At 60.3% G+C, this 13,678-nt stretch carries 14 protein-coding genes; 2 read left to right on the forward strand and 12 right to left on the reverse strand.

Features of this window, described 5'->3' with window-relative positions:
• Nucleotides 1–9: 9 nt before the first annotated feature.
• Genes ACZ0AZ_RS04740 through ACZ0AZ_RS04750 form a run of 3 tightly spaced genes read right to left on the reverse strand, consistent with a single transcriptional unit; the run spans nucleotide 10 to nucleotide 1,639 of the window.
• Entirely contained in the window at nucleotides 10–723 is a 714-nt protein-coding gene (locus tag ACZ0AZ_RS04740) for a PilW family protein (protein ID WP_129999802.1), read from the reverse strand.
• Nucleotides 720–1,169: a type IV pilus modification protein PilV gene (pilV, locus tag ACZ0AZ_RS04745; RefSeq protein WP_039761682.1), complete on the reverse strand. Its 450-nt coding sequence runs from the start codon at nucleotides 1,167–1,169 to the stop codon at nucleotides 720–722. The genes ACZ0AZ_RS04740 and pilV overlap by 4 nt, the downstream gene beginning before the upstream one ends.
• Complete coding sequence (locus ACZ0AZ_RS04750) at nucleotides 1,166–1,639, reverse strand: GspH/FimT family pseudopilin (RefSeq protein ID WP_039761684.1); 474 nt, start codon at nucleotides 1,637–1,639, stop codon at nucleotides 1,166–1,168. Before ACZ0AZ_RS04750 ends, pilV begins: the two co-directional genes overlap by 4 nt.
• 130 nt (nucleotides 1,640–1,769) lie before the next feature.
• On the opposite strand from ACZ0AZ_RS04750, the gene ACZ0AZ_RS04755 reads away from it, so the two are divergent.
• The gene (locus ACZ0AZ_RS04755) at nucleotides 1,770–2,339 is read left to right on the forward strand and encodes a GspH/FimT family pseudopilin (protein WP_129999800.1); all 570 of its coding nucleotides are present in this window, start codon (nucleotides 1,770–1,772) and stop codon (nucleotides 2,337–2,339) included.
• Here ACZ0AZ_RS04755 and ispH read toward each other — a convergent pair.
• The 6 genes from ispH to murJ all read right to left on the reverse strand — a co-directional run bounded on the left by ispH (nucleotide 2,296) and on the right by murJ (nucleotide 9,848).
• Nucleotides 2,296–3,240 carry a 4-hydroxy-3-methylbut-2-enyl diphosphate reductase gene (gene ispH / locus ACZ0AZ_RS04760; protein WP_016773129.1) on the reverse strand — a complete coding sequence of 315 codons (945 nt, stop codon included), beginning with the start codon at nucleotides 3,238–3,240 and terminating at the stop codon, nucleotides 2,296–2,298. The two genes, ACZ0AZ_RS04755 and ispH, sit on opposite strands and share 44 nt — an antisense overlap.
• A gap of 206 nt (nucleotides 3,241–3,446) precedes the next feature.
• Nucleotides 3,447–3,899, reverse strand: a complete 453-nt coding sequence (gene fkpB, locus ACZ0AZ_RS04765) for an FKBP-type peptidyl-prolyl cis-trans isomerase (protein ID WP_016773128.1) — start codon at nucleotides 3,897–3,899, stop codon at nucleotides 3,447–3,449.
• Nucleotides 3,892–4,404 carry a signal peptidase II gene (gene lspA, locus ACZ0AZ_RS04770; protein WP_039761690.1) on the reverse strand — a complete coding sequence of 171 codons (513 nt, stop codon included), beginning with the start codon at nucleotides 4,402–4,404 and terminating at the stop codon, nucleotides 3,892–3,894. Before lspA ends, fkpB begins: the two co-directional genes overlap by 8 nt.
• Complete coding sequence (ileS, locus tag ACZ0AZ_RS04775) at nucleotides 4,397–7,228, reverse strand: isoleucine--tRNA ligase (RefSeq protein ID WP_039761691.1); 2,832 nt, start codon at nucleotides 7,226–7,228, stop codon at nucleotides 4,397–4,399. The genes lspA and ileS overlap by 8 nt, the downstream gene beginning before the upstream one ends.
• 13 nt (nucleotides 7,229–7,241) lie before the next feature.
• The gene (gene ribF / locus ACZ0AZ_RS04780) at nucleotides 7,242–8,180 is read right to left on the reverse strand and encodes a bifunctional riboflavin kinase/FAD synthetase (protein ID WP_039761693.1); all 939 of its coding nucleotides are present in this window, start codon (nucleotides 8,178–8,180) and stop codon (nucleotides 7,242–7,244) included.
• A 129-nt stretch (nucleotides 8,181–8,309) separates the two neighbouring features.
• Entirely contained in the window at nucleotides 8,310–9,848 is a 1,539-nt protein-coding gene (gene murJ, locus ACZ0AZ_RS04785; RefSeq protein WP_463537013.1) for a murein biosynthesis integral membrane protein MurJ, read from the reverse strand.
• Between the two features lie 252 nt (nucleotides 9,849–10,100).
• Here murJ and rpsT point away from each other — a divergent pair, with 252 nt between their 5' ends.
• On the forward strand, nucleotides 10,101–10,373 hold the full coding sequence (gene rpsT / locus ACZ0AZ_RS04790; protein ID WP_003228351.1) for a 30S ribosomal protein S20: 273 nt from the start codon (nucleotides 10,101–10,103) through the stop codon (nucleotides 10,371–10,373).
• A 184-nt stretch (nucleotides 10,374–10,557) separates the two neighbouring features.
• On the opposite strand, the gene ACZ0AZ_RS04795 is transcribed toward rpsT, so the two are convergent.
• From ACZ0AZ_RS04795 to cgtA, 3 genes are all read right to left on the reverse strand, one after another.
• Nucleotides 10,558–11,025 carry a CreA family protein gene (locus ACZ0AZ_RS04795; RefSeq protein WP_329516557.1) on the reverse strand — a complete coding sequence of 156 codons (468 nt, stop codon included), beginning with the start codon at nucleotides 11,023–11,025 and terminating at the stop codon, nucleotides 10,558–10,560.
• Nucleotides 11,026–11,035: 10 nt separating this feature from the next.
• A complete protein-coding gene (gene proB, locus ACZ0AZ_RS04800; RefSeq protein ID WP_463537014.1) occupies nucleotides 11,036–12,154 on the reverse strand; it encodes a glutamate 5-kinase in 1,119 nt (372 codons plus the stop codon).
• A gap of 137 nt (nucleotides 12,155–12,291) precedes the next feature.
• Nucleotides 12,292–13,515, reverse strand: a complete 1,224-nt coding sequence (gene cgtA / locus ACZ0AZ_RS04805) for an Obg family GTPase CgtA (protein ID WP_016773122.1) — start codon at nucleotides 13,513–13,515, stop codon at nucleotides 12,292–12,294.
• Nucleotides 13,516–13,678: the final 163 nt, after the last annotated feature.

The following is a 13,678-nucleotide window of genomic DNA, read 5'->3' on the forward strand; positions in this document are numbered from 1 at the left end:
TACGCGCCCTCATGGCAAGCGGTTGCGCAATGCCGCAACCACGTTGAAGGTTTGATTGCGTACCCGATTGTTCGGGTCGGTGAGGGTCAGGCTCAGGCGCACGCTGCGGATGCGTGCTGGATCGCCGGGGTTGCTGCTGTAAGTGGAGGCCGCCACATCGGTGGCCGAGCTGGCCATACCAAAGGTGACGTTGAAGGCGCTGACGTTGTTCACCAGCACTTGCTGCGCCGGATTGCCGCTACCTGTGCCCATGAGGATCTGGTTATTGCTGAAGCTGTAGATCAGGCGCCGGATCGGGAAAGCGATCTGGCCCGTGGTCGGGCTGCGCAATCCACTGTAAGCGATCGCGCTGTTACGGCAATCGGAAACCACCGTCCAGGTTGGCGTCCCTCCCCCGCTGCCGACATCGGCAGTGACCAGGGTCAGTTTCAGGCTGGCGTTATCCCAACTGATCGGGGCGATCTGCGCGGCGTTGAAATCCCCCGCTGAGCTGGAGTCGACGATGGTGCCGAGGCAGCCGAACATGCCGGCCATACGGATTTCCTGAATCATTTTGCTGAGGACGAAGCGCGCGTCTTCCTGCATCGCTGCGGCGCTGTTCTGACTGACGTAGGTGTTTTTCGCGGCGATGAAAATCTGCACCACACCGAGTACGACGATCAACCCCAAAGCCAGAGCAATCAGCAACTCGATCAGGCCGAAACCTCGGCTGGAGCGCCTCATGGCGTCGCTACCGGATCGACCGCCGCACGGCTGGTCAGGACGAAACTGCGCTGAGCGCTGGCAGCGTTGGCCGCGCGGGCATCGCTCCAGGTGATCGTGATGGTGTAGACCCGCTGGTTGAGGGTGATGCTGCCCGTCGCGGTCGGGCCGCCAAAGTTGGCGATATTGGTGGTGAAGTCGTAGAGATCCTGATCCCGAGCAACATTGAGATTGCCCGAGGTCGGCGGCGTGACGGTGTAGTCGGCGCCAGAATTGGCGCGAATGCGATCCATCATGTCATAGGCAATGAAACTGGCCTGACTGGTCATCCGCGAACTGTCGGTGTACTTCAGCGCATTGAGCTGCACCGCCGCTGCGCCCAACAGCCCGACGGTCAGAATCAGCAACGCGACCAGCACTTCGATCAGCGTCATGCCCTCCTGTGCGTTTTTGCTCCCTGCCCTCATCCGCAATTTCCACCCAGTTGAATGCGTCCGTTCAAACACACGTTCAGCGTCCTGCTTTGCGTGCCCAGCGTGTAACCGATGGCCACCGCCGTCGACGGTGCCGCCAGACCACCAAGATTGTTGAAATCCAGTGCGGTCACTCCTGAGGGTAGCGTCAGAGTTGCGCCACTGCTCATCGCTGGAACAACCCGCAACACATTGGCCGGATTGCCAGTACTGTCGTAGACCGCCAGCTCACCGGTCCAGACACTGCCGCCAGCGGTCGGACGCAGACGCGTGGTCACGCCGCGATTGATTGCCTCGAGGCGAGCGAAATTGATCGCCCGCTGCAAGTCGCCGACTTCGGTATCCGCCTTGCTGCTCTGGATCGTACGGGTAAAGGCCGGCACCGCCAGCGTGATCAGTATCAGGAACACCGCGATCGCGACCAGCAACTCGACCAGCGTGAAACCTTTTGTACGAAGATCCATCGATGCCCTCCGTTGCTGTCGGCTATACCTGCTTCTACACGCTAGAACATTCGCTCGGCACGTGCCGACTGATTTGCCCTGCGCGGCGCACGGATCGCGCCGCTCATACCATTCCAAGGAGGGATTTTTCATGCCGCAACACGGTTTCAGCCTGATTGAACTGCTTATGGGACTGGCGATTGGTGCAATTGTTCTGCTGCTGGTCAGTCCGGCGTTCGCCGCACTCAAACAGGCGACGCAACGCGACCACGCGGCGCAGTCGCTGCTCGAAGGCATCCGCCACGCTCGCACACTGGCCATCACGCACAATCAGAGCGTGGTGATCCATGGCATCGATGGGGACTGGAGTCAGGGTTGGCGGATCATTCTGGATCGGAGCGGCAAGGGGCCGGAGGACAGCAGCAATCCGCTGTTGCTTGAACGCGCCAGTGAGGCAAAGGTGCCGATCGTCGGCAATTGGTGGGTGAGCCGCTACGTGCGGTTCAGTCATTTGGGGCAACCGCTGATGCCGGGACGGCGGTTTCAGGCGGGGACATTACATATCTGTTCGCCACGCGAACCGGTCAGCCAGCGCCAGATCGTGCTGGCGGCGACCGGTCGCGTGCGCCTGAGCAGTCAGGAAACCAAGCAGGCGCTGTGCGACAAAAGCAGAAACGTCAGATCGAACGGACGCGCAGCTCTTTCGGCATGGAGAACGTGATGTTCTCCTCACGGCCAGCCAGCTCGTCGGCACCGGTCGCGCCCCAGGCCTGCAATTGCTGAATGACACCACGGACCAGCACTTCCGGTGCCGAGGCGCCAGCGGTAATGCCAATGCGCTCGACGCCGTCGAACCAGCTCTGTTGCAGGTCCTCGGCACCGTCGATCAGGTACGCCGGAGTCGCCATACGTTCAGCCAGTTCACGCAGACGATTGGAGTTGGAACTGTTCGGGCTGCCGACCACCAGCACCACGTCGCACTCGTCGGCCAGTTGCTTGACGGCGTCCTGACGGTTTTGTGTGGCGTAGCAGATGTCGTCCTTGCGCGGGCCACCGATGGCCGGGAAGCGCGTGCGCAGGGCATCGATAACGCGGCTGGTGTCGTCCATCGACAAGGTTGTCTGAGTAACGAAAGCGAGTCTTTCCGGATCGCGGACCTGCAATGCGGCCACATCCTTTTCGTCTTCGACGAGGTAGATCGCGCCGCCGTTGCTGGCATCGTACTGGCCCATGGTGCCTTCAACTTCCGGGTGACCGGCGTGGCCGATCAGGATGCACTCGCGACCGTCGCGGCTGTATTTGGCGACTTCGATGTGCACCTTGGTCACCAGCGGGCAGGTTGCATCGAAGACTTTCAGGCCACGACCGGCGGCTTCGTTGCGTACGGCTTGGGAAACCCCGTGGGCACTGAAGATGACGATGACGTCATCGGGCACCTGATCAAGCTCTTCGACGAATATCGCGCCACGGCTGCGCAGGTCTTCGACGACGAATTTGTTGTGCACCACTTCATGGCGCACGTAGATCGGTGGCCCGAAGACTTCCAGGGCGCGGTTGACGATTTCGATCGCCCGGTCCACACCGGCGCAGAAGCCACGGGGGTTGGCGAGTTTGATTTGCATGCTGTGCCTCGTGTCTTGCGCGCGAAAACAATGGAAAACAGACTGTGGAGACCTGCTTGTTGTGGCGAGGGGATTCATCCCCGCTCGGCTGCGTAGCAGTCGTAGACTATCAACGGACTTATCTCAGAATCCGTTGACTGGTCTGGGAGCGCTTCGCTCCCCAGCGGGGATAAATCCCCTCGCCACAGAGGCTCACTCCTGCATTTTTAGATCGCTTTGACGGAAATGATTTCCACGTCAAAGGTCAGCGTCTTGCCCGCCAGCGGGTGGTTGAAGTCGACGGTCACTTGCGTGTCGTCGAATTCCTTCACCACGCCTGGCAATTCAGTATTGGCCGCATCGTTGAAGATCACCAGCAGCCCCGGCGACAACTCCATGTCGGTGAACTGCGAACGCGGGATGGTCTGCACGTTCTGCGGGTTCGGCTGACCGAAAGCGTTTTCCGGCTCGACGGTCAGGGTGCGCTTGTCGCCGGCCTTGAAACCGAACAGTGCGGCTTCGAAACCCGGCAGCAGGTTGCCGTCGCCGACCTTGAAGGTCGCCGGGGCCTTGTCGAAGGTACTGTCGACGGTGTCACCGTTTTCCAGGCGCAAGGCAAAGTGCAGCGTGACTTCGGTGTTCTGGCCGATGCGTTGCTCCGTCGATAGCGGTTCAGTCATGAGCGGCCTCTTCGGTTTTCTTCGATTTGAACATGTCCAGTGCCAGCATGATCGCGCCAACGGTGATCGCGCTGTCGGCAATGTTGAACGCCGGGAAATACCAGCGGTTCTGCCAGTGCACCAGGATGAAGTCGATTACATGGCCCAGGGCAACGCGGTCATACAGGTTGCCCAGCGCGCCACCCAGCACCAGTGCCAGGGCGACGGCCAGCCAGGTGTCGTTGCGGCCCAGGCGTTTGAGCCAGACCACCAGCACCGCACTGACCACAATCGCGATCAGGGCAAACAGCCAGCGCTGCCAGCCGGAGCTGTCGGCGAGGAAGCTGAAGGCAGCGCCAGTGTTGTAGGCCAGCGTCCAGCTGAACAGATCGGGAATGATCACGATCTGCTGGAACATTTCGAGCCTGGCTTCGAAGTAGAACTTGCTGGCCTGGTCAATGACCAGGACCAGCAAGCTCAACCACAGCCAGCTCAGCCGTCCGAAACGGCCAATGGCATCAGGCATAGTGACGAACCTCGCCCGCGCCGCTGATGTTGTCGACGCAACGCCCGCAGATTTCCGGATGCTCCGGGTTCACGCCGACGTCTTCGCGGCAATGCCAGCAACGTGCGCACTTCGGGAACGCCGATTTGACGATCTTCAGTTTCAGCCCGCTGACTTCGGTGGCCACTGCATCGGCGGGAGCCTGCACGAACGGCGCAACGCTGGCAGTCGAGGTGATCAGGACAAAGCGCAGCTCGTTGCTCAGCTTGGCCAGATCGGCGCTCAGCGCCTCTTCGGCAAACAGCGTTACTTCGGCCTGAAGGTTGCCACCGACGGCTTTCGCCGCACGCTGGATTTCCATCTCTTTGTTGACCGCGACTTTCACTTCCATGATGCGATCCCAGTAGGCGCGACCCAGCTCGAAGCCTTCCGGCAGCTCCGTCAGGCCTTCGTACCAGGTGTTGAGCATGACCGACTCATTACGCTCGCCCGGCAGGTATTGCCACAGCTCATCGGCAGTGAAAGCGAGGATCGGCGCAATCCAGCGCACCAGCGCCTCGGAGATGTGAAACAGCGCAGTCTGGCACGAGCGACGGGCCTTGCTGTCGGCGCCGGTGGTGTACTGGCGGTCCTTGATGATGTCGAGGTAGAAACCTCCCAGCTCCTGCACGCAGAAGTTGTGGATCTTCGAGTACACGTTCCAGAAACGGTATTCGCCGTAGTGCTCTTGCAACTCGCGTTGCAGCAACAGCGTGCGATCCACCGCCCAGCGATCCAGCGCCAGCATGTCTTCAGCCGGCAGCAGGTCGGTGGCCGGGTTGAAACCGGTCAGGTTGGAAAGCAGGAAGCGCGCGGTGTTACGGATACGACGGTAGGCATCGGCGCTGCGGGTCAGGATCTGATCCGACACAGCGATTTCGCCAGAGTAGTCGGTCGACGCGACCCAAAGACGCATGATGTCGGCGCCCAGCGTATCGTTGATCTTCTTCGGCTCAATCACGTTTTTCAGCGATTTGGACATCTTGCGGCCGGACTCGTCGACGGTGAAGCCGTGCGTCAGCAGTTCGCGGTACGGCGCGTGGTTGTCGATGGCGCAACCGGTGAGCAAGGAGGAGTGGAACCAGCCACGGTGCTGGTCGGAACCTTCCAGGTACAGGTCGGCGCGCGGGCCGCTCTCGTGGCCCATCGGGTGCGAACCACGCAGGACGTGCCAGTGCGTGGTGCCCGAGTCGAACCAGACGTCGAGGGTGTCGCTGATCTTGTCGTACTGCGGCGCTTCATCGCCCAGCAGTTCGACTGCGTCGAGTTTGAACCAGGCTTCGATGCCTTCGACTTCAACGCGTTTGGCGACTTCTTCCATCAGCTCGACGGTACGCGGGTGCAGCTCGCCGCTTTCCTTGTTGAGGAAGAACGGGATCGGCACGCCCCAGTTGCGCTGACGCGAGATGCACCAGTCCGGACGGTTGGCGATCATCGAGTGCAAACGCGCCTGGCCCCAGGCCGGAACGAACTTGGTGTCTTCGATGGCTTTGAGCGAGCGTACGCGCAGGGTGTCGCCGCTGGTTGGCTCCTTGTCCATGCCGATGAACCACTGCGCAGTGGCGCGGTAGATCAGCGGGGTCTTGTGGCGCCAGCAGTGCATGTAGCTGTGTTCGATGACCGTGGTGTGCATCAGCGCACCGACTTCGGTCAGTTTTTCCACGATGACCGGGTTGGCCTTCCAGATGAACTGGCCGCCGAAGAATTCCAGCGAAGGCACGTACACGCCGTTGCTCTGCACCGGGTTGAGGATGTCGTCGTTGACCATGCCGTATTTCTTGCAGGTCACGAAGTCGTCCACGCCGTAGGCCGGGGCGGAGTGAACCACGCCGGTGCCAGCCCCCAGTTCGACGTAGTCAGCCAGGTACACCGGCGACAGACGATCGTAGAACGGGTGACGGAAGTTGATCAGCTCAAGTTCTTTACCGGTGGTGGTGGCGATGACCGAACCTTCCACGCCATAGCGCGCCAGGCAGGCTTCGACCAGTTCTTCAGCCAGCACCAGCAGCTTGTCGCCGATATCGACCAGGGCGTAGTTGAATTCCGGGTGCACGTTCAGCGCCTGGTTGGCCGGGATGGTCCACGGGGTGGTGGTCCAGATCACGATCGCAGCAGGTTTGCTCAGCGAGGCCAGACCGAACGCGGCAGCCAGTTTGGCCTCGTCAGCGATCGGGAACGCGACGTCGATGGTCGAGGACTTCTTGTTCTCGTACTCGACTTCCGCTTCAGCCAGAGCCGAACCGCAATCGAAGCACCAGTTCACCGGCTTGAGGCCCTTGAAGACAAAACCACCCTTGACGATTTCGGCGAGGGCGCGGATTTCACCGGCCTCGTTCTTGAAGTCCATGGTCTTGTACGGATTGGCGAAGTCGCCGAGCACGCCGAGACGGATGAACTCGGACTTCTGCCCTTCGATCTGCTCGGTGGCGTAGGCACGGCATAGCTCGCGGGTCTTATCCGCGCCGAGGTTCTTGCCGTGGGTCACTTCCACCTTGTGCTCGATCGGCAGGCCATGGCAGTCCCAGCCCGGGACATACGGCGCGTCGAAACCCGACAGGGTTTTCGAGCGGATGATCATGTCCTTGAGAATCTTGTTCAGTGCGTGACCGATGTGGATCGTGCCGTTGGCGTACGGAGGGCCGTCGTGCAGGACGAACTTCGGACGATCCTTGCCAATCTCGCGCAACTTTCCGTACAGGCCAATACTGTCCCAGCGCTGCAGGATCTGCGGTTCGCGCTGTGGCAGGCCGGCCTTCATTGGGAAGGCGGTGTCCGGAAGGTTTAGCGTGGCTTTATAGTCGGTCATTTAAGGCTCTTCATTAGCGATGGGCGCTAGGTGCGGCTAGTGCACGGGCGGTGGCGACATCCGCATTGATCGCCGTTTTCAATGCCTCCAGAGAGGCGAAGCGCTGCTCTTCACGCAGCTTTTGGTGGAAAACCACCGTCAAACGCCGGTCATACAGATCGCCGGCAAAATCTAACAGATGGACCTCGAGGTGGGCTTTGCCATCTCCTTGCACCGTGGGGCGCACGCCAATGTTGGCGACACCGGGCCAGGTCTTGCCGTCGATATCGACATTCACCAGATAGACCCCGGTGAACGGCACGCGACGACGCTTGAGTTGAACATTGGCCGTGGGCGTGCCCAGTTGCCGGGCCAGCTTCTGGCCATGCAGCACACGACCGGCGATCCGGTACGGACGGCCGAGCAAGCGTTCGGCCAGGGCAAAATCGGCGGCGGCCAACGCGTTGCGCACTTGCGTGCTGCTGACGCGAATGCCGTCCAGCTCGACGGTTTGCGCGGCCTCAACGGTGAAACCGTGCATCTGCCCGGCCTGCAGCAGAAAATCAAAATCGCCGAGGCGATCGCAACCGAAACGGAAATCGTCGCCGACCTCCAGATGCTGCACACCGAGGCCATCAACCAGGATGGTGTCAACGAATTCACTGGCGCTGAGCTTGCTCAGGCGCTGGTTGAATGCCAGGCACAACACCCGGTCGACGCCTTCAGCGGCCAGCAGCTGCAGCTTGTCGCGCAACCGCGCCAGACGTGCCGGTGCGGTGTCGGGGGCAAAGAACTCCCGTGGCTGCGGCTCGAAAATCACCACGCAGCTGGGTACGCCCAACTCGAGCGCACGCTCACGCAGTCGGGCCAGGATAGCCTGGTGACCACGGTGAACACCGTCAAAGTTGCCAATAGTGGCGACGCAGCCCCGATGCTGGGGGCGCAAGTTGTGGAGGCCTCGAACCAGCTGCATAACGCGCTTCTTGCTCATAAAGTGGTCGATTATAACCACACCCGACGGCCGACGACAGGCAACACCGTAACGCAAAGTGAACGAGCCGACAAAACCGCCGGCCCATGCCTGCTCATGAAGGCTGAAACCTCAGCTCAAGGCCTTGCGATTGAAGTCGCGCAGACGGAAACCCAACAGCAACAACATACCGAAATACGCCACCACGCCAGCAACCACCAGCGCGCCCAGGCGCAAGAAGCGCTCAAGCATATGGCCCTCATCCCAGGCGGGCATGAAATGAATGCCGGCCAGCAACACCGCCGACATCACCGTCACCGCAATAACCAGTTTGAAACCGAATTTGCCCCAGCCCGGCTGCGGTTGATACATCTTCTGCTTGCGCAGTTGATAGAACAGCAGCCCGGCGTTCAGGCAGGCACCGGCACTGATCGCCAGCGCCAGACCGGCATGCGCCAGCGGCCCGATCAACGCCAGGTTGAACAACTGCGTGCACACCAGGGTGAAGATTGCGATTTTCACCGGCGTGCGGATGTTCTGTTGCGCATAAAAGCCCGGCGCCAGCACCTTGATCACGATAATCCCGAGCAGGCCGACAGAATAGGCAATCAGCGCACGCTGGGTCATCTCGGCATCAAAGCCACTGAACTGACCGTACTGGAACAGCGAAACAGTGAGCGGCTCGGCAAGAATCCCCAGCGCCAATGCGCACGGCAGCACCAGCACAAAGCACAGGCGCAGCCCCCAATCGAGGATTCGCGAATACTCGTGGCGATCCTTGCTGGCATAGGTCTTGGCCAGTGTCGGCAGCAGAATCGTGCCGAGTGCCACACCCAACACACCCGACGGCAATTCCATCAAGCGGTCGGCGTAATACATCCACGACACCGAACCTGCGACCAGAAACGAGGCGAAGATGGTGTTGATGATCAGCGAAATCTGACTGACCGACACGCCGAGAATCGCTGGCAGCATCTGCTTCATTACCCGCCACACGCCGCTGTCGCGCAGGTTCAGGCGTGGCAGCACGAGCATGCCGATCTTTTTCAGGTGCGGCAGCTGATACAGCAACTGCGCCAGACCGCCGACCAGCACCGCCCAGCCGAGGGCCATGACCGGCGGATCGAAGTACGGCGTGAGGAACAGCGAAAACACGATCATGCTGACGTTGAGGAGAGTCGGCACGAACGCCGGCACCGAGAAGCGGTTCCAGGTATTCAGGATCGCGCCGGCCAACGACGACAGCGAGATCAGCAATATATAAGGAAAGGTCACCCGCAACAGGTCGGATGTGAGCTGGAATTTCTCCGGCGTATCGGTAAAACCGGGGGCCGTGGCCCAGATCACCCAGGGCGCAGCGATCATGCCCAGCGCCGTCACCATCGCCAGCACCAGCGTCAGCAGGCCCGATACATAGGCAATAAAGGTGCGCGTCGCCTCTTCGCCCTGCTGGCTTTTATATTCGGCCAGGATCGGCACGAACGCCTGGGAAAAAGCCCCTTCGGCAAAGATCCGCCGCAGCAGGTTGGGCAGCTTGAAAGCAATAAAGAAGGCATCCGTGGCCATCCCGGCGCCGAATGTCCGCGCGATCAGCGTGTCACGAACAAAGCCCAGAATCCGGGAAAGCATCGTGATAGAGCTGACGGCGGCCAACGATTTGAGCAGATTCATTGAGAGAGTTTGTGCCTGTCGATAAACAGCAGGCGAACAATGCGCCCACTTGTGCGATACTCCGCGCCGCAACAGCACAGAGCCAAAGCTCGCGAGTTTACAGGTCAAGCGCCGGAAATAAATATCCCGCCTCTTTATACCTACCACTTAGCGGAACGATTCAAGTGCCCTTGACAAGACAAGTCTTCATCGGCATGATTCGCGGCCTATTTTGTTTGCTATTTCCTAAAAAGTCTTTCGAGGAGCTCGACGGTGGCCAACTCACCTTCCGCCAAAAAACGTGCAAAACAGGCTGAGAAGCGTCGCAGCCACAACGCCAGCCTGCGTTCCATGGTTCGTACCTACATCAAGAATGTAGTTAAGGCCATCGACGCAAAAGACGCTGAAAAAGCTCAAGCTGCATACGTTCTGGCTGTGCCAGTTATCGACCGTATGGCCGATAAAGGCATCATCCACAAGAACAAGGCTGCTCGTCATAAGAGCCGCCTGAATGGCCACGTCAAAGCGCTGAAAGAAGCTGCTTAATCGACGTAGTCATTAAAAAACCGACCTCAGGGTCGGTTTTTTATTGCCTGGGATTTAACAAGCTACAGGCAAAAAAATGTGGGAGCGAGCCTGCACGCGAATGTGATCTGTCAGCTGATATTTCTATCGACCGACATGACCTCTTCGCGAGCAGGCTCGCTCCCACAGTTCGGATTGGTGGGGCTTATTGCTGAACGGGCACCCACGGCAGGATTGGGATGGCAGTCACGGCATTCTGCGGGCTACCCTCGATCAGGCGATCGCTGTAGACCAGGTACACCAGGGTGTTGCGCTTCTTGTCGAGAAAACGCACCACCTGCATGGTCTTGAACACCAGCGAGGTACGCTCCTTGAACACCTCGTCGCCATCCTTCAGCTCGCCCTTGAACTTGATCGGCCCAACCTGACGACAAGCGATCGAGGCTTCGGCGCGGTCTTCGGCCAGACCGAGACCACCTTTCACTCCGCCGGTCTTGGCGCGCGACAGATAGCAGGTCACGCCTTCGACCTTCGGATCGTCGAACGCCTCGACCACGATCCGGTCATTCGGCCCGACGAACTTGAACACCGTCGATACCTGACCGATCTCCTCGGCCGAGGCCAGCAATGGCACCGCCATCAGCAGACCCAACAATCCTTTCGCTACACGCATCGAATTTTCCTTAGACCAGAATCAGGTTGTCACGGTGAACCAGTTCCGGCTCTGCCATGTAACCGAGCAAACCGACAATCGCATCCGACGACTGACCGATGATTTTTTGCGCTTCCAGCGCGCTGTAGTTGGCCAGACCCCGAGCGATCTCCCTACCATCCGGCGCCACACAGACCACCATCTCACCGCGACGGAAGCTGCCCTGAACCAGTTTCACCCCCACCGGCAACAGACTCTTGTTGCCCTTGGACAACGCCGACACTGCCCCCTCATCCAGCACCAGGGTGCCACGGGTTTGCAGGTGCCCGGCCAGCCACTGCTTGCGTGCGGCGAGCATGCCGCGCTCAGGCGATAGCAGCGTGCCGATGCGCTCGCCCGCCTTGAGACGATCAAGCACGCGCTCAAGGCGCCCGCCGACGATGATAGTGTGCGCACCGGAACGCGCTGCCAGGCGCGCTGCACGCAGTTTGGTCTGCATGCCGCCACGCCCCAGCGCACCGCCGGTACCGCCCGCAACCGCATCCAGCGTCGGATCATCGGCGCGCGCTTCATAAATCAGCTGCGCATCAGGATTGTTGCGCGGATCGGCGTCGAACATGCCGTCGCGATCGGTAAGGATCACCAGCAGATCGGCCTCGACCAGATTGGCCACCAGCGCCGCCAGCGTGTCGTTGTCGCCGAAACGGATTTCATCGGTAACCACGGTGTCGTTTTCGTTGATCACCGGAATGACTTTCAGCTCGACCAGCGCACGCAAGGTACTGCGGGCGTTGAGGTAGCGCTTGCGGTCGGAGAGGTCGTCGTGGGTCAGGAGAATCTGCGCAGTGTGCCGGCCATGCTCGGCGAAGCTCGACTCCCACGCCCGCACCAGCCCCATCTGACCGATTGCAGCGGCCGCCTGGAGCTCGTGCATGGCACTGGGTCGCGCAGTCCAGCCCAAGCGACTCATGCCGGCCGCCACCGCCCCGGAGGACACCAGCACCAGCTCGACGCCCGCTTCATGCAGCGCCACCATCTGCTCGACCCAGACACTCATTGCCGCGCGATCCAGCCCTTTGCCGTCAGCTGTCAGCAAAGCGCTGCCGATCTTCACGACCCAACGCTGCGCACCTGTCACCTTGCTCCGCATCATCTTCAACCTTAGCTTGAGGGCAGCGCGACCTGGCGCTGCCCGTGACGTTAATCGTGGCGATTGCTGACCAACGATCGATTTCCGGATACTAAAACGCCGCTCGATTGAGCGGCGTTCAAGTTTATCGCAACGGATCAGTCACGCACGTAAATGATTTCCGGACCGTCTTCGTCATCCACATCTTCTTCGTCCCAGTCATCGTCGCCGATGTCATGGACCGACTTCACGCCACTGCGACGCAGGGCACGCTTGTCGTCCAGCGCCTGCAACTGCGCACGGGCTTCGTCTTCGATGCGCTGATCGAGATCGGCCAGCTCTTCCTTGTACGCAGGATCTGCGGCGAGGCGATCGGCACGGTCTTCCATGTAACGCATGATGTCGTGGCACAGACGCTCGGTACCGATCTTGGCGATGGCCGAGATCACGTACACCGGACCGGTCCACTCCAGACGATCGACGATTTCCTTGACGCGAGCATCGTGCTCTTCTTCAAGGATCTGGTCGCACTTGTTCAACACCAGCCAGCGATCACGCTCGGCCAGCGACGGACTGAATTTGATCAGCTCGTTGACGATCACTTCAGCCGCATCCGGAGCACTGGAATCATCCAGCGGCGCCATGTCGACGAGGTGCAGCAGCAGACGCGTACGCGCCAGGTGCTTGAGGAAGCGAATGCCCAGGCCGGCACCGTCGGAAGCGCCTTCGATCAGACCCGGAATGTCGGCAATGACGAAGCTCTTCCAGCGATCGACGCTGACCACACCCAGGTTCGGCACCAGCGTGGTGAACGGGTAGTCGGCGACTTTCGGCTTGGCCGCCGAGACCGAACGGATAAAGGTACTTTTACCGGCGTTCGGCAAACCCAGCAGACCGACGTCGGCCAGCACTTTCATTTCCAGTTTCAGGTCGCGCTGCTCGCCCGGCTTGCCTGGCGTGGTCTGACGCGGTGCACGGTTGGTACTGGATTTGAAACGGGTGTTGCCCAGACCGTGCCAGCCGCCCTGCACGACCATCAGCTTCTGACCGGCCTTGGTCAGGTCGCCGATGACTTCCTGAGTGGCGGAATCGATCACCGTGGTGCCGACCGGCACGCGCAGGATCAGGTCTTCGCCCTTCTTGCCGGTGCAGTCGGTGCTGCCGCCGTTGGAGCCACGCTCGGCATCGAAGTGACGGGTGTAACGGTAGTCGACCAGGGTGTTGAGGTTTTCGTCGGCCATCATGTAGATGGAACCGCCGTCACCGCCATCACCGCCGTTCGGGCCGCCGTTTTCAATGAATTTTTCTCGGCGGAAACTCATGGCACCGTTGCCACCGTCACCGGCCTTTACGCGAATCGATACTTCATCAACAAACTTCATAACCAACGCCTCTCGCCGTACGGACGAGCCGAAAAACAATCAAGACATAAGACTCTTGCAAAAATGAGCGCAGCGACCCCAAGACACGACCTGCATCGCACGCCGACAGCCCATACAAACAGCTTTGCAAGAGACTCACCCCACAAACGAAAAAGCCCCGTCG

This window comes from Pseudomonas sp. AC239 (assembly GCF_979258545.1).

Bases quoted from the DNA above. Each gene is read 5' to 3' on its own strand.
- ACZ0AZ_RS04740 (WP_129999802.1), bottom strand. From the start codon at position 723: ATGAGGCGCTCCAGCCGAGGTTTCGGCCTGATCGAGTTGCTGATTGCT.
- pilV (WP_039761682.1), bottom strand. From the start codon at position 1,169: ATGAGGGCAGGGAGCAAAAACGCACAGGAGGGCATGACGCTGATCGAA.
- ACZ0AZ_RS04750 (WP_039761684.1), bottom strand. From the start codon at position 1,639: ATGGATCTTCGTACAAAAGGTTTCACGCTGGTCGAGTTGCTGGTCGCG.
- ACZ0AZ_RS04755 (WP_129999800.1), top strand. From the start codon at position 1,770: ATGCCGCAACACGGTTTCAGCCTGATTGAACTGCTTATGGGACTGGCG.
- ispH (WP_016773129.1), bottom strand. From the start codon at position 3,240: ATGCAAATCAAACTCGCCAACCCCCGTGGCTTCTGCGCCGGTGTGGAC.
- fkpB (WP_016773128.1), bottom strand. From the start codon at position 3,899: ATGACTGAACCGCTATCGACGGAGCAACGCATCGGCCAGAACACCGAA.
- lspA (WP_039761690.1), bottom strand. From the start codon at position 4,404: ATGCCTGATGCCATTGGCCGTTTCGGACGGCTGAGCTGGCTGTGGTTG.
- ileS (WP_039761691.1), bottom strand. From the start codon at position 7,228: ATGACCGACTATAAAGCCACGCTAAACCTTCCGGACACCGCCTTCCCA.
- ribF (WP_039761693.1), bottom strand. From the start codon at position 8,180: ATGCAGCTGGTTCGAGGCCTCCACAACTTGCGCCCCCAGCATCGGGGC.
- murJ (WP_463537013.1), bottom strand. From the start codon at position 9,848: ATGAATCTGCTCAAATCGTTGGCCGCCGTCAGCTCTATCACGATGCTT.
- ACZ0AZ_RS04795 (WP_329516557.1), bottom strand. From the start codon at position 11,025: ATGCGTGTAGCGAAAGGATTGTTGGGTCTGCTGATGGCGGTGCCATTG.
- proB (WP_463537014.1), bottom strand. From the start codon at position 12,154: ATGCGGAGCAAGGTGACAGGTGCGCAGCGTTGGGTCGTGAAGATCGGC.
- cgtA (WP_016773122.1), bottom strand. From the start codon at position 13,515: ATGAAGTTTGTTGATGAAGTATCGATTCGCGTAAAGGCCGGTGACGGT.